This window comes from Pseudomonas sp. URMO17WK12:I9 (genome assembly GCF_900230165.1).
GTDB classification, from domain to species: domain Bacteria; phylum Pseudomonadota; class Gammaproteobacteria; order Pseudomonadales; family Pseudomonadaceae; genus Aquipseudomonas; species Aquipseudomonas fulva.
Genome location: NZ_OCMQ01000005.1, coordinates 24665 through 44718 on the forward strand (window position 1 = coordinate 24665; position 20054 = coordinate 44718).

A 20054-nucleotide genomic window follows, 5' to 3' on the forward strand; every position below is an offset into this window, starting at 1 on the left:
GCTTGCGTGGGAATAATCTCCGAGCACGCCTACCGAAAATCCAAGGTTTGATGCTGTTCTGCTAATTCAATCTCGTGCCTTAGCAGCGCTACGCGAGGAGCAGCGGCATCTACCCACAGGGGAAGAGATCGCCATGCTCGATAGTTGTCAGAATGCACAGGAACGCTGGGGCGGGGTCAACGCGCTGATCGACCGTTGGCTGAGCGAGCGCGAGCAACTGGTTCATGCCTATCGTTCGTTGCGTGATGCCAAACCGGCCTTTGCAGACAAAGACACCAACGGCGACTTCTGTGCGCTGCTGGTGGACTATGTCTCGGCGTGGCATTTCGAAATCTGTGAACAACTGGTCAGCGAGGCCAAGGCATTTGGAGACACCCGAGCCCTTGATCTTGCAGGCGAGATCAGCCCACGCATTGATGACATTACCCAGATTGCACTGGCGTTCAACGATCACTGCGTCAAGGCTGAATGCAGGGACACCGAACGCTTCGCCGAGAAGCTTGGCAAGCTTGGCAGCTTGTTGCATGAGCGCTTCGAGCTTGAAGATTGCCTGATCGAAGTGCTGCACAACGCGCACAAGGAAGAAGGCCTGGCGCCCGTCTGAGGGTCATTCAGTCCTTGGTTTGCAGCAATTGGATTTCAAAAACCAGCGGCGTGTAGGGTGCAATCAGATCACCCGCGCCGTCGGCGCCGTAGGCCAGTGCAGACGGAATCACCAGTCGCCATTTTGCACCCGCATGCATTTGCGGCAGCGCCATCTGCCAGCCCTCGATAACCGAGTCGAGGCTGAACCACTGCGGCTCACGGCTTTGGTCGAACACTTCTCCACTGGGCAACCGTCCCACGTAATTGACCAGCACCTTGGCGCCCGCCTTGGGCTGCGGTCCATTGCCTGCTTGTAGCTCGCTGTACAGCACACCTTGCATCAACTCATGAACGCCAGCACGGGCCCGCTCATTGGCCATGAAACGTATCTCTGCGGCTTCAGGCGCCTGGGGCGCAGCGTCTTGCTGCGGTTGGTGCTGTTCGAGCAGCGCCTGCATGCGGGCCTGGCTCAACTTCAAGGGCTGTTCCTGGTAAGACTGGCGCAAGCCTTCGACGAGCGCATCGAGCTGTAGCCCTGGCATTTCCTGTCGCAGCCGTTCACCCAGACTGGCACCCAGGCTGTAGGCAAGGTCCTGATCATCGGTGTCGGCCACGGCCAACATCGGCAGTAGGCAAAAACCTAGAACAATGGATCGAAGCATGACCAATTCCTACGGCGGTGGGGGGCGAAGTATGCCAGTGTTCACGACGGTACGGGCTCGCGGCGTGCCGGACCACACGGTGCATTGAGCAGCAGCAGGTCAGCGCTGGCGAAGCGTAGTTAATTGCCGTGCTTGCGGTGCGAGATGTGCTCAGACGTTGATATGCAACAGTGTATGGATATTGCGGTCAAGATGCCCTAGCGGCCTGCGCAGCGGAAGCATAGTATGAGTCGCACTCTCATCAGTCAGGAGGTAAGTCATGTCGGCCAAGAAAAAGCCAGTCAGCACGCCGTTACACCTGCTTCAGCAACTTTCGGGTAGCTTGCTTGAACATTTGGAAGAGGCCTGCTCGCAAGCGCTGGCTGATGCAGAGAAGCTGTTGGCCAAGTTGGAAAAGCAGCGCGGCAAGGCCCAGGAAAAACTGCATGACGGTCGCTTGAAGTTGCAAGACGCAGCAACGGCGGGCAAAGCCAAGTCGCAGAACAAGGCCAAAAAGGCCGTTGCCGAGCTCGAAGAGCTGCTCGACTCGCTCAAGGACCGCCAGACCCAGACCCGCGGCTACATCCAGCAGCTAAAGCGCGATGCTCAGGACAGTCTGAAACTGGCCCAGGGCGTCGGCAAGGTGCGTGAAGCCGCTACCAAGGCCCTCGACCAACGTGCAGCCCAGGCTGCCGCCCCAGCTGCTACCAAGCCTGCTACCAAGACCACAGCCGCCAAATCGCCTACCCCAGCCACTGGCAAGGCCAAACCGGCTGCGCGCACCGCAGCTACCAAGCCTGCAGCCAAGGCCGCTGACGCAAAATCCGTGGCAGCCAAACCTGCTGCCAGATCGGCCTCGAAGCCTACCGCAACCAAGGCTGCCACAAAGCCGGGCGCAGCCAAGTCCCCTGCGAAAGCGACAGCGGCCAAGGCTTCAGCGGCTGAATCTTCTGCATCCAGCACCCAGGCTGCCAAGGCGACGTCAGCCAAGCCTGCAGCCAAGGCAGCGAGTGCAAAAGCCGCAAGCAAGCCCGCACCTGCGAAACCCTCTACCCGTGGCACCGCCACCCGAACGGCCACTCGCACTGCCAGCAGCCGATCCACAAGTGCCAAGCCGGCGACGGCTGCCGACGACAAAGCCCCAGCGTCCGGCAACTCGGTGAACCCTGCCACACCTGTATCCGACGTAGGAGCTGCTCAGTCGTCGTCCACCGACGCCTGATGCGCCAGCGCCGCCGCGCGCAACTGCTCAAGTGCGCGGTGATCTCGCAGCTGGCTCGGTGCAAGCCAAGCCAGCCAGTCGCCAGTATGTCCCGGTCTGCCGGCGGGCCACTGTGCTGCACAGGCTTGCAAGCGTTCCAACAGCGCTTTTTCAGCTGAAAGCTCCAGTCTTTTGAGTTGCTCTCGCAGCTCAGCCAACGGTGGGTCGCCTTTCGCTGATTCTCGCCATTGTTCGCGCAGGCTTCGCAAGGGTGAGACCACATCCCGTTGCCAGGGCCCTGCACAGCCCTGCAAGGCCTCGACGCGCTGTTGCTGCACCTCGATTGACCTGGCCTGCAGCCAGGTGGCGCACAAGAGCAGGCACACGTCGCCCCCTTGCCGTTGCAGGTCGAGGCAAGCCGCTTCCACACCGGGCCTGGCGTACAGGCTCAAGGCGTGATCCCACAAGTCGCATTGCATGGTTCCACTCGCGCTATGGGCCGAGGAAGCTGGTAGACTCCGCGACCATCATGATCAGACTATCCAACCTCACTTTACAGCGTGGTCCGCAGCGCTTGCTAGATGGCGCCGAGATGACCCTGCACACCGGTCACAAGGCCGGCCTCATCGGTGCCAACGGTGCCGGCAAATCCAGCTTGTTCGCTTTGCTGCGCGGTGAGTTGTCGCCCGATGGCGGTGATTGCCACCTGCCGGCAGACTGGCGGATCGCGCACATGCGCCAGGAGGTCGATACCCTCGACCGGGTGGCCGTGGACTATGTGCTCGACGGCGATGTGCGATTGCGCAGGGTGCAGGCTGCGTTGGCAGAGGCCGAGCAGGCCCATGACGGTACGGCACTGGCCCGGCTGCACAGTGAGTTGGACAGTGCGGACGGTTATACCGCCGATGCGCGAGCGCGCAAGCTGCTGGCGGGGCTAGGCTTTACCAACGAGCAGATGGACCGCCGCGTCGGCGACTTCTCCGGTGGATGGCGGATGCGCCTGAACCTGGCCCAGGCATTGATGTGCCCCTCCGATCTGTTATTGCTCGACGAACCGACCAACCACTTGGACCTGGACGCCATCCTCTGGCTGGAAGACTGGCTCAAGGGCTACCCGGGCACGCTGTTGCTGATCTCCCACGACAGGGATTTTCTCGATGCCGTGGTCGATCACGTGCTGCATGTCGAACAGCGCAAGCTGAACCTGTACAAGGGCGGCTACAGTGCATTCGAACGCACCCGTGCCGAACGCCTGGCCCAACAGCAGCAAGCATACGAGAAGCAGCAGGCGCAGCGTGCGCACATGGAAAAATACATTGCGCGCTTCAAGGCCCAGGCCACCAAGGCGCGTCAGGCACAGAGCCGCATAAAGGCCCTGGAGCGCATGGAGGAGCTGTCGGCCGCTCACGTGGATTCGCCGTTCGATTTCGTGTTCCGCGAGTCGCAGAAAATCTCCAGCCCCCTGTTGAGCCTGTCCGAAGGGCGGTTGGGTTACGGCGACAAGGCCATTCTCGAGAAGGTCAAGCTGCAGCTGGTGCCGGGTGCACGCATCGGCCTGCTAGGCCCCAACGGCGCCGGCAAGTCCACCTTGATCAAGAACCTTGCCGGTGAGCTTGAGCCATTGTCCGGGCGCCTGGTGCGGGGTGAAAACCTCGCCGTCGGCTATTTTGCCCAGCATCAGCTCGACTCGTTGGACGACAAGGCCAGCCCCTTGCTGCACCTGCAGCGCATTGCCCCAACCGAGCGCGAGCAGACGCTGCGCGACTTCCTCGGTGGTTTCGATTTTCATGGCGATCGCGTAGACGAGCCGGTCGTGAACTTCTCGGGTGGCGAAAAGGCACGGCTTGCGCTGTCGCTTATCGCCTGGGAGCGGCCAAACCTGCTGCTGCTCGACGAACCCACCAACCACCTGGACCTGGAAATGCGCCTGGCCCTGACCATGGCATTGCAGGAGTTTGCAGGTGCAGTGGTGGTGGTGTCCCACGACCGGCATCTGCTCAAAAGCACAACCGATGACTTCTTGCTGGTCGCCGACGGTAAGGTCGAGCCCTTCGACGGGGACCTCGATGACTATAGCCGCTGGCTCGTGGAATATCGCCAGCGCAACGCGCCGGTCAGTAGCGCGGTAACCAACCCCGACAAGACCGACAAGAAGGCCATGCGCCAGGCTGCGGCAGCATTGCGCCAACAACTGGCGCCGCACAAGAAGACCGCTGACAAGCTTGAAGCTGAACTCAACCAGGTGCATGCGCAGTTGGCCGAGATCGAGACTGCGTTGGGTGATGGTGGTCTTTACGAAGCCGCCCGCAAGGACGAGCTGCGTGAATTGCTGGCCCGGCAAACCGCGCTCAAGCAGCGTGAAGGCAACCTCGAAGACGCTTGGATGCAGGCACTGGAAACGCTCGAAACCATGCAGGCCGAACTCGAAGCGCTCAGCTGACGCGCTTTTTGCGAGCGCTGCTACCGACCCTTCGCAAGCAGCGCTGCAAAATCGCTCAAATTGCGCTGGTCATTTTTTCATCGGCACCTTAGCTTAATGCTTTGAAACATGTGCATGAGCGAGGTGTGGGATGTCGATGGAAGTGTGGTTGGGCTTTTTTGCCGCCTGCTGGGTTATCAGCCTGTCTCCGGGTGCGGGCGCTATCGCCTCGATGTCTAGTGGGCTGCAATATGGGTTCTGGCGCGGCTACTGGAATGCGCTGGGCTTGCAGATCGGCCTGGTGATGCAGATCGCCATCATTGCGGCAGGCGTCGGGGCCATCCTGGCTGCTTCGGCCACCGCATTCCATGTGATCAAATGGTTCGGCGTCGCCTACCTGGTGTACCTGGCCTATAAGCAATGGCGCGCCCTGCCCATGGACATGAGCGATGAATCCGGTATACGACCCATCGGCAAACCGCTGAGCCTGGTGTTCCGGGGTTTTCTTGTGAACGTCAGCAACCCCAAGGCCCTGGTGTTCATGCTGGCGGTGCTGCCGCAGTTCATCAATCCTCATGCGCCTTTGTTACCACAGTACATCGCCATCGCCGCTACCATGGTTGCCGTCGATCTGCTGGTGATGGCGGGTTATACGGGGCTTGCAGCACGCGTGCTTAGGGTGCTGCGCACACCCAAGCAGCAAAAGCGCCTCAACCGTACCTTTGCCGGGCTGTTCATCGGTGCGGCCACGTTCCTGGCCACCTTGCGCCGCGCGCCGCTGTAAATCCAGGGCAGAGGTGGCTGCGCCTTCTGGCTCAGAGCTTTCTGCTCAAGGCATTACGGTGATTTATCGAGTCTTCTGCTGTGGCGCGCTGTCTATTCCCAGGCAGGATGATTGCGGTCGTCCTGCCTAGGGCGCTGATGCCCACCCTTGAGCGCAAGCTCTCAAACAGGACTGGCGCTTACACCAAAGCGCATGCCGGCACTGCGGAGGAATCATGGACAAACCGACTCACCACTTTTCCGAATTGTTCAAGCAGCTTGGACTGGACGACGACCCGGTCGAGATCGAGCGCTTCATCACCACCCATTCGCCACTCGATGATGATGTGAAATTGGTCGATGCACCGTTCTGGAGTGAGGGCCAGCGTGCCTTTCTCAAGGAAAGCTACGCCGCCGATGCCGACTGGGTTCCCATGGCCGATCAGTTGAACGAAGCGCTGCATCCGGCCAAGAAATAAGTTACCTGCAGCGTGAAGCGTGAGGGGCCGTGAGCCGTTCCGGTCAACGCGTCGATACTGCCATTCAAGGTATAGACAGTTCCGGAACCGGCTGACGGCCAGTCTTACCTGTAGCGCATGCAGGTGGCCGAGCCCTGAAATGCCTCACTCGCCGCGGATGTACTGCTCGAGCTGCAAGATCAACCCTGCCTGCTCCGCGATGGTCTCCTTGACCAGGTCGCCAATCGACAACAGCCCCAACAGCTCACCGTTGCTCACCACCGGTAGATGGCGCAAATGTCGATTGGTCATCAGGTTCATGCAGTATTCAAGGTTGTGCTTCGGCTCCACGGTGACCACCGGTGCGCTCATGATGTCGCGCACCGGCGTGGCGGCCGACGAGCGTCCCTTGAGCACCAGCTTGCGCGCATAATCGCGCTCACTGACGATACCTACCACCTCGCTGCCTTCAACGACAGGCAACGCGCCGATGTTCATCTCGGCCAACAGTCTGAGGGCGTCGAGCACTGAGTCGTCCGGACCGATGGTGTACACGGTCTGGTGTTCGGACTTGCTCTTGAGGATTTGTTCGACGTTTTTCATGGGGGCCTCTGCGGGTCGAGGAAACACTGGCGACGGTCCTGCAAGCATCGACCACCCGGCGCCATCCGGCAATGCAGGAAACGGCATCGAGGTGATTGAAAAACGTCATGAGCATGCAGGAGCGTTTGCCTCAACCCCCTCGGGTGATCAGTCGTCGGTGACAATCCTCCGGGCTCAACTGCTGGCCTGTACGGGATCGAACGGTGATCGTCTCAAGGGGCTGGTCTGTCATGTTGTCCAGCATGATCGAGTGGCATTCACCTGAACCGTACAAAAAACGCTCTCCCCACTGGCGCATGCTGATGACGATGGGGAAGGCGGCCCGGCCCATTTCGGTCAGCACATACTCCTTGTAAGCACTCCCATCGGAAGCAGGCCGGACCTCGAACACGCCCAATTCGACCATTGCCTTGAGCTTTACGGTGAGGATGTTCTTGGCGACACCAAGGCGCTTCTGAAAATCACTGAACCGCCGTACGTCGTCGAACGCTTCGCGGATGATCATCAATACCCATCGGTCCCCAATCGCTTCTAGGGTGCGCGCCACTGGGCATTCACTGCGCGCTAACTGTTCCTGTTTGGCCATGTTTGTCCATGAGCAGATGATGAAAAGCGCTAACCATATGAGAAAACGTTCATGGTCAGTAGTTGCATTTAAAAACCTGATTTGTTAGAAATCGCTACAAGTGGTTTCCTTTTGAAACCTATTCCAAGGATGGAAGTGCATGCCGTACAGGCCAGATAGCCCGGTCAAGCGGGCGGCGACAGCCGAAGCGTCTGCCAACCGTGACGACACGGCGCGCTGCGACACACCGCGTAGTACCACACTCAGCCCTTCCCAAACCTTCCTCTTTGCCATTACCTGCGCAATGGCCGTGGCGAATGTGTACTTCGCCCAGCCGCTGCTCGAGTCCATGGCCAGCAGTTTGGCGGTGCCTGCCAGCACCATCGGGATCGTCGTCACGGCCACCCAGGCAGGTTATGCGGTCGGTTTGCTGTTCATTGTGCCGCTGGGCGACTTGGTCAACCGGAAGAAGCTCATTCTCTGCCAAATGCTCCTCAGCGCCTTGGCCCTCTGCGCCGTAGGGCTGGCGCAGGCCTGGGTCGTGCTGCTCGGTGCCATGGTCCTGGTGGGGTTGATGGCCGTACTGGTGCAGGTGGTGGTGGCCTACGCTGCGGCACTGGCAAGCCCCGAGCAACGTGGCCAGACCGTGGGGACTGTGACCAGCGGCGTGGTCCTGGGGATTCTGCTTGCACGTTTCGTGTCTGGCGCGATGGCCGATCTGGCCGGGTGGCGCAGCGTGTATTTCGTGTCGGCCGCGCTGATGGCGGGGATGGCCTTCGTGTTGTGGCGCACGCTGCCCGCCCCTCCCCGCGCTGCGGTCAGCGGCGGCTACTTTGCCCTGCTGCGTTCGGTGCTGCAGCTGTTTCTGCGCGAACGTACCCTGCGCGTGCGCGGAGTCTTTGCGTTGCTTATCTTCGCTGCCTTCAGCGTGCTCTGGACATCCATGGTCCTGCCGCTCAGTGAACCAGATCTTGCGCTTTCGCATACCCAAATCGGGTTCTTTGGCCTTGCCGGGGTAGCAGGGGCTCTCGCAGCGGCGAGGGCCGGGCGACTGGCAGACCGTGGCCTGGCCAATCGCACCACAGGCATTGCGCTGGTCTTGCTGACCCTTTCCTGGCTTCCGACGGCGTTCGTCCATAGCTCGCTGCTGGCAATGGTCCTGGGCGTGGTGATGCTCGACTTCGCCGTGCAGGCCGTGCACGTCACCAACCAAAGCCTGATCTTCGCTGCACGACCGGATGCGCAAAGCAGGCTCGTTGGCGCCTACATGTGCTTCTACTCGCTGGGCAGCGGGCTCGGCGCCATCGCGGCGACCTACACCTACGCCCAGGCGGGTTGGGTAGCCGTGTGCCTGCTGGGCGCATCGATCAGTGCCGTCGCCTTGATCTACTGGTTGTGGTTGAACTTCAACAACCGATAAGTACTTGCGATTCAACAGCTGCGCTCATTGTTTCGACACAGCAACGTGATGCCGTGCGCGCGACACAGGACTTTCAACTTGGCCGAGGCACGTATGGCGCTGCACAAACTGACCGTTTCTTCCCACGGCGTCGACTTTGAACTGCCCTCCAACTCACCCCTTACGGACATCGAATGGGAGGCCGGTGGCAAGAATGTCATCCCGCTCGGCTGCCGCGTCGGGGCGTGCGGGGCGTGCCTGATCAAAGTCAAGGAAGGGCTGGACGCGTTGAATCCACGCAACGATGAGGAAACAGCATTCATAGAACTGTTGGGCTATAGCGGGGCGGACTACCGTCTGGCCTGCCAGTGCCTGATCAGAGGTGAATTGGCCATTGAAGTCATTGGCTAGGCAGTGCGTTGTTCACGTCGACTCATGATGAGTGGCGTCTTGTATCAGAACCCAAGAAGAGGCTCGAATATGCTGAACCGTGTAAAGAATGTGGGCTATGGCGATCGCACTCCGTTCCTCAATGCTGCTGCATCGGTCAACCTGCGTGGGGAAATCGACAGCATCATCGATGAACAGGTCGATCAGTGGTACAAGACGGTGCCGCAAGCCGCGCACCTGGAAGGCAAGGATGTCAACAGCGCCTACTACAAGCGTCACCTGATCGAGACGGCGTGGCGTATCCGCCTGCTGCGCGTTGCCGAGGCCAAGGCCTTGGTCGAGGTGGCGAAAGTCAGCCCGGAAGCTGCGCAGATCTGGGCCCACTACGAACAGGAAGAAATGCTGCATGACGACTTGTTCATCCAGGATCTCCAGCGTGTAGGCGTCAGCCGCGAAGAGTTCCTTGCCACCGAACCCTACCTGTCCACCAAGCTGCTGGCAGGCTTCTTCTCCTACCTGCTCGACCATGAAGGCCCCCTGGGCGTCATCGCCTACTCGTACCTGGTCGAATACGTCAACGTCAAGCTCGAGCCGCGCAAGCTCGAAGCGCTCAAGGGTTCGGTCGGCGAATCCAAGATCGTGGGTCAGATCTCCCACTCCCACACCGACATCAACGATGACCATCCAGGCGAGGTATGGGCGGCATTGCGCTTCTTGATCAAAGGTGAGCAGGACATCGCTGCGCTCAAGCGCTACCTGGCCGAGCATCAGAAAGTGTTGGCCATGTACTTCAACGAGTTGTACCTGGACACGCTGGCCAGCCCGCAAGCCAAGGTAGCCTAAGCCATGGTGCAGGCAATGAAGACGACGCGACCTGGTGTGCTGATCCTGAGCCATTGCGGCTTTTCATTTCTGGAAGACTTGAAGTTAGAGCTGCATCGTCGACAGCTTCGCTGCTTCGTGCTTTCTTCATTGCCGCTTCCTGAACATGTACCGGCTCGTTTGCAGCAAATCGAGTCTTGGGCAGACCGGCTCTATGTCGGCGACGCTCACCAATTACGCAGCGATGAGGTTACCCAAACCCTCCAGCGTCTGCATGAAGCAGGCGAACAGGTCACCTGCTGCATCAGCGTGTGGGAGGGGTACCGGCACCTGATGGCGCAGGCCAACCTGTCGCTTGGCACCTACGACATTGGCCCTCAGCAAGCGCTTGCCCTGCGCAACAAGCTCGGGGTGCGTAACCAACTGGCGGCAGCCGGGCTTTCACAGGTCCAGGCGCATGCTCTGTCGGCATCGGTCCTGCAGGCATTGCAGATGGATGGCCGGCCTTACTTCATCAAGCCGATCCATGGCATCGCTTCCTATGCCGCCTTCCCAATGCGTCCGGACACCCGTTGGGCCACGTTGGAAGCCTTGAGAGAGGCTTCGGCAAGCGACACCGTGTATGCCTCGGCCTTCAATGAGGGGCTTGAGTTCATGGCCGAGGATTACATCCCCGGTAAAGAATTCAGCTTCGAGACCCTACTGCTCGATGGCCAGGTCCACGTGGTGGCCATTCATGAAAAATACGAAGTCACCGAGACAGCCGAAACGGTGCTGGAAGACAGCTGCACCACACCGCCAGCCAGCCTCGATAAAGCGCAGATCGCAGCCGGCCTGGCATGGCTGAGTGAAGTGCTTGGCTGCCTGGCGCTGAAATGGGGTTGCTACCACATCGAAGCCAGGTTCACCGGCGAGCACTGGGACCTGATCGAAGTCAATCCACGGGTGGGCGGCAGCCTGATTTCCCATAGCGTTGAGGCGGTCGCTGACGGGCACAGCATGCTCTCGCTGTGGCTGGACCTGCTGTTCGCAAGCCAGGACGATGCGCCTCTGCGCGAGGCCTTCGCACAGCGTCTGGACAGGCTTGGCTGGCACGCCGAGGGCACCACCGAGCAGACGACGGCCACGTTCTTTCGCGTCTATTTCGCCAAACCCGGCACCCTGCGTAGCGTCGAGCTGGCTGAGACCCCACTGGCACCCAGCGTGACGCACATCCTGCTCAAGGCAGGCGATGTGATTCCTGCCCATGCCCGTGAAGTGTTCCTCGGCCAGTTGCTGTGGACATTCCCGCACACCGAACACCCCGCTGAACTCAAGCGCCTGTCTCGTAGCAGCGCAGACGCGCTCGATATCCAGTACGAGACCGAAGGCTTCTGACGTCCGCCAGGCACCGGAGACAATTGACATGTCCTTGCAAAGACCCGTTTTGCTGGTTGTGGATTACAACTTGAGCCGTATCGGCGACGTTCAACACATGCGCAACCATGCCCGTGAGCGCTGGAATGCCGAAACCTGGTTGGTGCGCAGCGCTCCCCAGGCGCACGATCTGCGCATCAGCGATCGGCTTATCGACGCAGACCCGTTGGCGCCGGACTTCATCCAGCGCGTGCTTGAGCAATTAGGCGACGAGGCCGCGCGTGTCAGTGCTGGCATCGTGTTTTCCGACAATGCCGTGGCCAGTGGCGCTGCGCTGCTTGAGCGCCTTGGTTTGCCCGTTGACGACGCCCGCCTGGCACTGGGGGCGTTCGACAAGCTGGCCTATCGGATAAGCGAGCAGCGCATCGGGCCGCTGCTTACACAGCTCGGCGTGATGGTGCCGGATTTCGAACGCATCAGGTGCCTTGAAGACGTACAGAACTTCGCCCGGCGTCAGGCTCACGGCTTCGTCATCAAACCCACGACCGAGGGCAATAACCGGGGCGTCGTCCTGGTCGCCCCGGGTACAGACTGCGACCAGGCGTTTGCCGAAGTAGAGCCGTACCTGGCGAGCGGCGTGCTGGCCGAAGCCTTGATACCCTTTGACCGTGAATACTCCTACGACGGGCTGGGCGAGTTGTGGTTCATCACCGAGAAAGTGAGTGCCACCGGGCGCTACCCGGTAGAAGTGGCGCAGATCCTGCCGGCCCGGCTCGATCATCAGGAGCGCATGGCCATCCGTGTGGTGGGCGAGCAGGTCAACCGATTGGTCGGCCAGCGCATCGGGCCGTTCCACAACGAGATCAAGCTCAGCGAGAAAGACTGCAACACGGCCGTGGTCGAACCCAATCGGCGCCCTGCAGGCATGAAAATCTGGACGCTGGCTCAAGCTGTCCACGGGCTTGACTTGTATGCAGCCTGGATCGACTCGGTATTTTCGGCAGCCATACCCAAGGAGCTGCCAGAGCCTAGCTGTAGCGCGGCCACCCTCATGTTCGGCGTGCCTCAGGACATGACCGTCGATGTGGCCCGACTAGGCGACGTTCATGCCCTGGTGGTGGAAACCATTGCCTGCACAGCACAGCGGCTGGGCATTGCACAGGACGCTGTCGTCTTGCTCGAATGCGCTTGGGTGACCAGTGCGCGCCGTCTCGTCCATGCCACGCCCCGGGATAATGGCGATTTCGTGGCGCAGGCCTGCGTGACGCTGCACGATGCCCAGGCCGATATCCGTGATCTGGTCAGCGCGCTGCGCGAACAGTGGCTGGAGGTCATGGCGCGCAGCCTGGCTGCCGAACCCCTGCTCAAAGCCGCTTGCTGAGCGACGCCATCCACGCTTCGAGAACAATAATATGAAGATTCTGATCCTCCACCGTGTGCCTTACCCCCGAATCGAATACCACCGTGGCATCGATCATGCGCTGCACGAAGTCACCTATTTCGGCAAGCAAGCTGCAATCGACACGCTGCCTGCCGATTTGCAGTGCAAGCGGGTGGTACGAGCGGGTACCGCCAGCGCTAGTGAGGAAGCATTGGCATGGCTGTCTGGTAGCCCCCAGCGCTTTGATCGCATTATTTCAATGTCCGAATACGAACTGCTCGATGCTGCACGCTTGAGAGAAGCATTGGGCGTTGAAGGGGCTTCATTACAGACCGTGACCCTGGCGCGCAACAAGCTGCTGATGAAGCAAGCGGTGCAGGCCAACGGCTTGCGCATACCGCAGTTCATGTCGCTGGCCTGTTACCTGGACGCGCAAGGCCAGGTGCCTTGGGCAGGCAAAACGGTCTTGAAACCCCACAGCGGCGCTTCGAGCGCGGACGTCAGCGTACATTTACCGTCTCAGGCCCACGCCGAAATCCGGCGCAAAATCCATGAACAGTCGTTGCACATCGATGATTTTCAGGTCGAGGAGTACGTTGCAGGCCCCATCCGCCATTTCGATGGTTTGGTGCTCGACGGTCGAATCGTCACGATGCAGGCCAGTGAATACGTAGGCACCTGCCTGGACTACATGGAGCGGGGTGCGCCGCTGGGTTCCTGGCATGTGGACAGCTGCGCATCCATGCGGGAGTGGGTGGGGCAGGCGCTGAACGCGGTGCGGATCACCCACGGCGCCTTCCACCTGGAAGCCATCATGGACGCCGACGGGCCGGTCTTCCTCGAAGTGGGTAACCGGGTCGGCGGGGCTGACGTGGTGGCGACGTATGAGATGGCCACGGGGATTCATTTGCCTTCGCTGGAACTGCGCATCTATGTCGACGGCGAACTGGACCTTTCGACGCTGAGCGGCCGGCAGGCGGACCTGGGCTACGGATGGTTCGTGTTCCCTGGGCACACTCACCCGCAGCGCACGTTCCTTGGGCTCGAGGGCGCAGGTGAACTGCGCGGCAGCCCTTGTATCGTGCAGTGGAACGAGCTCGAACCGGGTGCACCATTGCCTGGGCACGTGACCTACTCGGCATTCGAAGCGCCGCTGGCGGGCATCGTCAAGACCGCCGAGCCCGAGCGTACCCGCGACTGGATGGTTGATCTGTTCTCGCGGGTATCACTGGCCCGGCACCTGACATCCGTTGCTTAACTTCTTCTTCAAGGCAGCCTGCCAATGAAACCACAGCATGTAGTGCTGGCCGTTCTGATCACGGCCATCTGGGGCATCAATTTCTCTGTCATCAAACTGGGGCTGGCCACTGTCGACCCACTGATCCTCGCCGGGATTCGTTTCAGCCTGTGTGCGCTGCCGGCGATTTTCTTCATCCGCAAACCCGATGTGGCCTGGCGCTACATCATTGGCTACGGCCTGGTGTTCGGCATCGGCTTATGGGGTGTGGTCAACCTCGGGATCAAGGCTGGGCTGTCTGCCGGCATTGCCTCGCTGGTGCTGCAGTTCAGTGCATTCTTCACCATCCTGCTGGGCGGGTTGGTCTTCAAAGAAGCACTGACGCGCTTTCAGGTGCTGGGCATGCTGGTGGCCTTAGCGGGGCTGCTGTGCATCATCACGATCAGCGACGGCTCGGTGACATTGCCTGGTGTGTTGCTGGTACTCCTGGGCGCTGGCGCATGGAGCGTGGCCAACGTCATCAACAAGAAGGCAAAGACCAAGGACGTGTTCGCGTTCCTGGTGTGGTCCAGCGCTTTTGCACCGATCCCGTTGTTCGTGCTCGACTACGCGGTCAATGGCAGTGCCGGCTACACCGCGCTGGTCCATCAGGTGGACAGCACGGCGATTCTGTCGATTCTGTTCCAGGTTTATCCGAACACCTTGTTTGCCTATTGGATCTGGAATTCGCTGCTCAAGACGTACCCGGTATCGACCGTCGCACCGCTTTCGCTGCTGGTGCCGATTTTCGGCATGCTCGGCTCGGTACTGGTGTTCAACGAGAGCGTGCCCACCAGCAAGGTACTGGCCGTTGTCCTGATCGTGCTGGGTCTGGCTGTCGGCCTGTATGGGCAGCGCATCTTCAATGCTTTGTCCGCGCGCACTGCGCGGACCTCACTGTGAATCGATAGGAAGTCGAAATGAGTTTGGGAAGACGTGGATTCATGGGGGGCGCTGTGGGCGCCACCCTGGTTGGCGGCGGCATGATCGCCAGCCTGTCCAGCGCAGGCGCCGTTGCGGCGCCCGAGCCAGAAACCCCGGCATTCGATCCTGCCGACTGGGCATCGGTACGGGCGCAGTTTCAGCTGTCGCCACGGTATGTGCATATCTCCAACTTCTTTCTGGCATCCAACCCCAAGCCGGTGCGCGATGCCATGGCGCGGCACCGGGAGGCCTTCGACCAGAACCCCTATACCTACCTCGAAGACCACATGTTCGCCAAACCCGAAGACATGGTCTGGCGCAAGGTCTGCGAAACCGCGGCCGCCTATACGGGCGGGCGCGCAGAGGACATTGCCCTGACCACCAGCACGACCCAGGGCCTGGCAATGATCTACAACGGCATCAAGCTCAATCCCGATCAGGAAATTCTCACCACCCACCATGAGTGGTACACCCATGACGAAGCGATGCGCCTGGCTGTGGTCAAGTGGGGTGGCAGCATCAGGCGCATCGATCTCTACCAAGGGCCGCAGGACGTCAGCGTCGATGCCATCGTGTCGCGTATCGAAGCCGCCATTCGCCCTTCGACCCGCATTCTGGCAATGACTTGGGTCCATTCAGGCACCGGCGTACGGTTGCCGGTCAAGGAGATCGGCGACCTGGTGGCCCGGCTCAACAAAGGCCGTGACGAGGCGCAGAGAATCCTGTACGTGATTGACGGGGTGCATGGTTTCGGCTGCTCCGAGGCGCAGGTCGCCAGCCTGGGATGCGATTTCTTCAGTGCCGGTACACACAAGTGGATCCTCGGCCCGCACGGAACCGGTCTGGTGTGGGGGCGCCAAGGGCAATGGCGCCACGTCATGCCGACCATTCCCACCATCATGGCGGCCGAGCCTGCCAATGCCTGGCGCCAGGAACGTGCGCCGCAGGGCGATACGCAAGCGGCATGGGTAAGCCCCGGAGGGTTCCTGGCGTTCGAGAATCAGTGGGCGATGATCGAGGCGTTCCGATTCATCGAGCAAATTGGCCGCAAGCGCATTGCCGAGCGCGTTGCCGAACTCAATGGCCAACTCAAGGAAGGGCTGGCCAAACTGCCCAATGTTTCATTGCTCACGCCCCAAGACGCGCAGTTTTCGGCGGGTATCGTGTGCTGCGACGTTAAGGGTCAGGCGCCCAAGGACGTGGTGGCGAAGTTGAAAGCGCAGAACATCATTGCCAGCGCAACACCTTACCGCCATACCTCGGTTCGCTTCTCTGCCGGGATCACCAACACGCCCCAGGACATTGAAAAGACCCTGCAGGTGATGCACAGCCTGACATGATTCAGGGCTGTGCAGGGATCACCGGGCGCGCTAGCCCGGCCTGCCAGGCCGGGTAGCGATGCCAAAGGCAGAGGCGGATCTCAGAGCTTCGGCATCTGCCCGATCCGCGCCACCATTTCGCTGACCACCTGCAGGTCCAGCATGAACTGGTCCACGGTCTTGAACTCGTTGTCGTTATGCCCGGTGTACTTCACACCGGGCATGGCCAGACCAAACTGCACGCCGTTGGGCAGGTCATGCACTGAGGTGGCTCCGGCGGACGTACCGAACGCGTGCTTCATGCCCAGGTTTTCGCTGGCCACAGCCAGCAGGGCCTTGACCCACTCGCCTTCTGGGTTGCGGTACATCGGCTCGTCCAGGCTGTAGTCGTAGGCGGGCGTGATATGGCTTTGCTGCGACCACTTACCGAGCTTGTCGGCGATTTCATCCTTGATCGTCGCGACCGCCTTGCCCTTGGGGATGCGCAGGTTGATCGCCAGCTTCAAGCCTTTGTCATCCACACCGACGAAGGTTGGCGAGGCGGTAAGCGGCCCCATGAATGCATCGTCATAGGCGATGCCCAGCTTCTTGCCCAGGTAGTCCAGGCCCCAGTTGTCCGCCGCATAGTGGGCAGCATCGGTGAACTGGTTCCGCTTCAACGGCACCGTCTTGCCCACGCCATTGATGAAGTCCAGCATGCGCGCGACAGGGTTCACGCCCGATTCGGGCTCCGAGGAGTGAGCTGACACACCGGTCACGGTGAGCACCACTTGCTTGCCGTCGGGTTTGGCGGCAATGCTGAAGTCGCCACCGTTTTGCTTCACGTACTCGGCACCGGCCGTGTTCAACCGCTGCGCCAGTGCGCTGGCGTCGTCGGTGAGCAAGGTCGCTACCGAGGTGGACGGGATCTGATTGGTAGCAAGCCCACCGGTAAGGTTGACGATTTCGGCACCCTGGCCGCTGGCCGCACGCTTGGCAAAATTCGCCATCACGGTGCCGTAGCCTTTTTCCGCGATGACCACCGGATAGCCGCCATCCAGGGCGAGGTTGTAGTCAGGCGTAGGGTTGCGCTCGAAGTAGTACGGGATGGCATCGCCGCTGGTTTCTTCGGTGGTGTCGATCAGCAGTTTGAATTGCCGCGCCAGGGGCAGGTTTTCATCCTTGGCGACCTTCAGGGCATACAGCGCTACGACGATGCCATTCTTGTCGTCCTCGGTACCACGGCCGTACATGCGATCACCGACCAGGGTGACCTTGAACGGGTCCAGGCGCGTGCCGTCGGCCAGCTTCCAGTTTTCCGGTGTGACAGGGACCACGTCGGCATGGGCATGGATACCGACCACTTCCTTGCCGCTTCCCAGGGAGATTTCGTAGACACGGTTGTCGACGTTGCGAAAAGCCAGGCCAAACCCGTCGGCCAGTGCCTTGATCTTGTCGGCGATCTTCAGGAACTCGGGGTTTTCATGCTGAGGCGTGCCCTCGACGGTGACCGTGGGAATGGCCACCAGTTCGCGCAGGGTCTGGGTGGCAGCCTTGCCGTACTTGATGCGGGTGTAGAGCCCGAGCAGGCGATTGATCTCGTTCTGCTGCTCGGCGCCCAGCGGCTTACCGGCCAGGTAGGTGTCCAAGGTGGTGCCCAGGTCATCGGCCTGGGCCAGTTCGCTGCCTTTGAGCTTGCCGAGAAACTGCTTGAAGTCATGCGGATCGCTGCCGTCGAACGCCTTGACGATCGCCGCAGACTGCTGCTGGGTGAGGTTGGCCTGGGCAGGCAATGCGAACAAGCCGATGCTGGCTGCCAGCAGGGAAACAGAGGTGAGCTTTTTCAGATGCATGAGTGTACGCATTCCTTCGCCAATCATTGATGAGGCCCCGTCGTGCGGGAAGGCCCTCACGCTAACACCAATGACCTGTGGTACGGCAGTACCAGGCGTGTGACATGGCGCACAAACGAAAAAGCCCCAGGCGTTGGCCTGGGGCTTTTCATGTATGGCGCACTCGGCGGGATTCGAACCCACGACCCCTGCCTTCGGAGGGCAGTACTCTATCCAGCTGAGCTACGAGTGCAACGCGCACGCATGATACCTATCTCGTTCGTCTGCGTCCATCGCCTTGATCTGTAGCCCTTTTTACCAGTTGCCATGTTCGCCTCCATGGCGGTTCTGCCTGGGGCTACTCTTTCGGTTCGTGCTCGCCTTGGGGAGCCAGGGCCCATCACGCCCTACCAGCGAGCCGATTTCAGATAAGGTGTTCAACCGCTCGTTCTTTTTTTCGAACAGCCTATTGTCCAACACCCCAGCAGACGCTTAGCATTCGTTTGAGATTTCAAACGCTCGGAGCCCTGCGCTGGGCGCTTTCAACAATCAACAATTCGGGAAGCCGACATGCAGCTCAAAGACGCTCAGTTGTTCCGCCAGCAAGCTTTCATCAACGGTGAATGGCTGGATGCGGACAGCGGCCAGACTATCAATGTGACCAACCCTGCCACGGGCGAAGTCATTGGTACCGTGCCGAAGATGGGTACTGCGGAAACCCGCCGCGCCATCGAGGCAGCCGACAAGGCCCTGCCGGCCTGGCGTGCCCTGACCGCCAAGGAGCGCTCGACCAAGCTGCGTCGCTGGTTCGAACTGATGATCGAAAACCAGGACGACCTCGCTCGCCTGATGACCACCGAACAAGGCAAGCCGCTGGCCGAAGCCAAGGGCGAAATCGCCTATGCCGCCTCCTTCATCGAGTGGTTCGCCGAAGAAGCCAAGCGCGTCTATGGCGACACCATCCCAGGCCACCAGCCTGACAAGCGTCTGATCGTCATCAAGCAGCCGATTGGCGTCACCGCGGCCATCACCCCGTGGAACTTCCCGGCTGCCATGATCACCCGTAAAGCCGGCCCGGCCCTGGCCGCTGGCTGCACCATGGTGCTCAAGCCTGCCTCGCAAACCCCGTACTCCGCCCTGGCGCTGGTCGAACTGGCCAACCGTGCCGGTATTCCGGCAGGCGTGCTGAGCGTGGTTACCGGCAGCGCAGGCGAAGTCGGCGGCGAACTGACCGGCAACGCCCTGGTGCGCAAACTCTCCTTCACCGGCTCTACCGAAATCGGTCGCCAGCTGATGCAGGAATGCGCCAAGGACATCAAGAAAGTATCCCTGGAGCTGGGTGGTAACGCCCCGTTCATCGTGTTCGACGACGCCGACCTGGACAAGGCAGTCGAAGGCGCGATCATCTCCAAGTACCGTAACAACGGCCAGACCTGCGTCTGCGCCAACCGCATCTACGTGCAAGACGGCGTCTATGACGCGTTCGCGCAGAAGCTGGCCGCCGCTGTGGCCAAGCTCAAGATCGGTAACGGCCTCGAAGACGGCACCACCACTGGCCCGCTGATCGACGGCAAGGCCGTGGCCAAGGTGCAGGAGCACATCGAAGACGCGGTGAGCAAAGGCGCCAAGGTCCTGTCCGGCGGCAAGCTGATCGAAGGCAACTTCTTCGAGCCGACCATTCTGGTCGACGTGCCCAAGACCGCTGCCGTTGCCAAGGAAGAAACCTTTGGCCCGTTGGCGCCGCTGTTCCGCTTCAAAGACGAAGCCGAAGTCATCGCCATGTCCAACGACACCGAGTTCGGCCTGGCGTCCTACTTCTACGCCCGCGACATGAGCCGTGTGTTCCGTGTCGCCGAAGCGCTGGAATACGGCATGGTAGGCATCAACACCGGCCTGATTTCCAACGAAGTGGCGCCATTTGGCGGTATCAAGGCTTCTGGCCTGGGCCGCGAAGGCTCCAAGTACGGTATCGAGGATTACCTCGAAATCAAATACCTGTGCATCAGCGTCTGATCGCACGGTAAAGGCTTTACCTCTGCCAGCGGGGCGCGAGAGCGACGTCCCGCTGGCCTTTTTTACATTGCAGCACCTGGTGGCCAGGGCGTTCGCGGCAGTCGATCAACGAATACTGACTGCGGGCAA

19 protein-coding genes and 1 tRNA gene are annotated in these 20054 nt (G+C 60.6%); 14 read left to right on the forward strand and 6 right to left on the reverse strand.

Annotated elements, in window-relative coordinates:
- Positions 1 to 133 precede the first annotated feature (133 nt).
- Positions 134 to 604 carry an Rsd/AlgQ family anti-sigma factor gene (locus tag CRP40_RS12115; RefSeq protein ID WP_023535822.1) on the forward strand — a complete coding sequence of 157 codons (471 nt, stop codon included), beginning with the start codon at positions 134 to 136 and terminating at the stop codon, positions 602 to 604.
- A 7-nt stretch (positions 605 to 611) separates the two neighbouring features.
- Here the strand turns inward: CRP40_RS12115 and CRP40_RS12120 are convergent, their stop codons facing one another.
- Entirely contained in the window at positions 612 to 1247 is a 636-nt protein-coding gene (locus CRP40_RS12120) for an FKBP-type peptidyl-prolyl cis-trans isomerase (protein ID WP_027914165.1), read from the reverse strand.
- A gap of 259 nt (positions 1248 to 1506) precedes the next feature.
- Between CRP40_RS12120 and CRP40_RS12125 the strand changes: the two genes are divergently transcribed.
- Positions 1507 to 2448 (forward strand): AlgP family protein, encoded by a 942-nt coding sequence (locus CRP40_RS12125; RefSeq protein WP_027914164.1) that lies wholly within the window; start codon positions 1507 to 1509, stop codon positions 2446 to 2448.
- On the opposite strand, the gene CRP40_RS12130 is transcribed toward CRP40_RS12125, so the two are convergent.
- Positions 2424 to 2906: a TIGR02444 family protein gene (locus CRP40_RS12130; protein ID WP_027914163.1), complete on the reverse strand. Its 483-nt coding sequence runs from the start codon at positions 2904 to 2906 to the stop codon at positions 2424 to 2426. The two genes, CRP40_RS12125 and CRP40_RS12130, sit on opposite strands and share 25 nt — an antisense overlap.
- Before the next feature lie 50 nt (positions 2907 to 2956).
- Between CRP40_RS12130 and CRP40_RS12135 the strand changes: the two genes are divergently transcribed.
- The 3 genes from CRP40_RS12135 to CRP40_RS12145 all read left to right on the forward strand — a co-directional run bounded on the left by CRP40_RS12135 (position 2957) and on the right by CRP40_RS12145 (position 6087).
- Complete coding sequence (locus tag CRP40_RS12135) at positions 2957 to 4867, forward strand: ATP-binding cassette domain-containing protein (protein ID WP_027914162.1); 1911 nt, start codon at positions 2957 to 2959, stop codon at positions 4865 to 4867.
- A gap of 130 nt (positions 4868 to 4997) precedes the next feature.
- Positions 4998 to 5630 (forward strand): LysE family transporter, encoded by a 633-nt coding sequence (locus CRP40_RS12140; protein ID WP_027914161.1) that lies wholly within the window; start codon positions 4998 to 5000, stop codon positions 5628 to 5630.
- 214 nt (positions 5631 to 5844) lie between these two features.
- Positions 5845 to 6087, forward strand: coding sequence for a DUF2789 domain-containing protein (locus tag CRP40_RS12145; protein ID WP_027914160.1), 243 nt, complete (start codon positions 5845 to 5847; stop codon positions 6085 to 6087).
- Between the two features lie 144 nt (positions 6088 to 6231).
- Here CRP40_RS12145 and CRP40_RS12150 read toward each other — a convergent pair whose 3' ends face one another.
- Together CRP40_RS12150 and CRP40_RS12155 are read right to left on the reverse strand one after the other, a co-directional pair.
- Positions 6232 to 6669, reverse strand: a complete 438-nt coding sequence (locus CRP40_RS12150) for a CBS domain-containing protein (protein WP_027914159.1) — start codon at positions 6667 to 6669, stop codon at positions 6232 to 6234.
- A 130-nt stretch (positions 6670 to 6799) separates the two neighbouring features.
- Positions 6800 to 7255: a helix-turn-helix domain-containing protein gene (locus CRP40_RS12155; protein ID WP_027914158.1), complete on the reverse strand. Its 456-nt coding sequence runs from the start codon at positions 7253 to 7255 to the stop codon at positions 6800 to 6802.
- 139 nt (positions 7256 to 7394) lie between these two features.
- Between CRP40_RS12155 and CRP40_RS12160 the strand changes: the two genes are divergently transcribed.
- The 8 genes from CRP40_RS12160 to CRP40_RS12195 all read left to right on the forward strand — a co-directional run bounded on the left by CRP40_RS12160 (position 7395) and on the right by CRP40_RS12195 (position 16122).
- Positions 7395 to 8654, forward strand: coding sequence for an MFS transporter (locus CRP40_RS12160; protein ID WP_027914157.1), 1260 nt, complete (start codon positions 7395 to 7397; stop codon positions 8652 to 8654).
- Between the two features lie 78 nt (positions 8655 to 8732).
- Positions 8733 to 9044 (forward strand): 2Fe-2S iron-sulfur cluster-binding protein, encoded by a 312-nt coding sequence (locus CRP40_RS12165; RefSeq protein ID WP_231977360.1) that lies wholly within the window; start codon positions 8733 to 8735, stop codon positions 9042 to 9044.
- A gap of 69 nt (positions 9045 to 9113) precedes the next feature.
- Positions 9114 to 9866 carry a hypothetical protein gene (locus CRP40_RS12170; RefSeq protein WP_023535779.1) on the forward strand — a complete coding sequence of 251 codons (753 nt, stop codon included), beginning with the start codon at positions 9114 to 9116 and terminating at the stop codon, positions 9864 to 9866.
- Positions 9867 to 9881: 15 nt separating this feature from the next.
- On the forward strand, positions 9882 to 11222 hold the full coding sequence (locus CRP40_RS12175; protein ID WP_027914156.1) for an ATP-grasp domain-containing protein: 1341 nt from the start codon (positions 9882 to 9884) through the stop codon (positions 11220 to 11222).
- A gap of 28 nt (positions 11223 to 11250) precedes the next feature.
- On the forward strand, positions 11251 to 12582 hold the full coding sequence (locus CRP40_RS12180) for a biotin carboxylase (RefSeq protein WP_027914155.1): 1332 nt from the start codon (positions 11251 to 11253) through the stop codon (positions 12580 to 12582).
- Between the two features lie 31 nt (positions 12583 to 12613).
- Entirely contained in the window at positions 12614 to 13840 is a 1227-nt protein-coding gene (locus CRP40_RS12185; RefSeq protein ID WP_027914154.1) for a hypothetical protein, read from the forward strand.
- 24 nt (positions 13841 to 13864) lie between these two features.
- The gene (locus CRP40_RS12190) at positions 13865 to 14761 is read left to right on the forward strand and encodes an EamA family transporter (protein ID WP_027914153.1); all 897 of its coding nucleotides are present in this window, start codon (positions 13865 to 13867) and stop codon (positions 14759 to 14761) included.
- 17 nt (positions 14762 to 14778) lie between these two features.
- Positions 14779 to 16122, forward strand: coding sequence for an aminotransferase class V-fold PLP-dependent enzyme (locus CRP40_RS12195; RefSeq protein ID WP_231977358.1), 1344 nt, complete (start codon positions 14779 to 14781; stop codon positions 16120 to 16122).
- Positions 16123 to 16202: 80 nt separating this feature from the next.
- On the opposite strand, the gene CRP40_RS12200 is transcribed toward CRP40_RS12195, so the two are convergent.
- Both CRP40_RS12200 and CRP40_RS12205 read right to left on the reverse strand, forming a co-directional pair.
- Entirely contained in the window at positions 16203 to 17933 is a 1731-nt protein-coding gene (locus tag CRP40_RS12200) for a dipeptidase (RefSeq protein WP_027914151.1), read from the reverse strand.
- A 155-nt stretch (positions 17934 to 18088) separates the two neighbouring features.
- Positions 18089 to 18165: transfer RNA gene (locus CRP40_RS12205), tRNA-Arg, on the reverse strand.
- A 317-nt stretch (positions 18166 to 18482) separates the two neighbouring features.
- Here CRP40_RS12205 and gabD point away from each other — a divergent pair.
- Complete coding sequence (gene gabD / locus CRP40_RS12210) at positions 18483 to 19925, forward strand: NADP-dependent succinate-semialdehyde dehydrogenase (protein ID WP_023535744.1); 1443 nt, start codon at positions 18483 to 18485, stop codon at positions 19923 to 19925.
- The last annotated feature ends 129 nt before the right edge of the window (positions 19926 to 20054 follow it).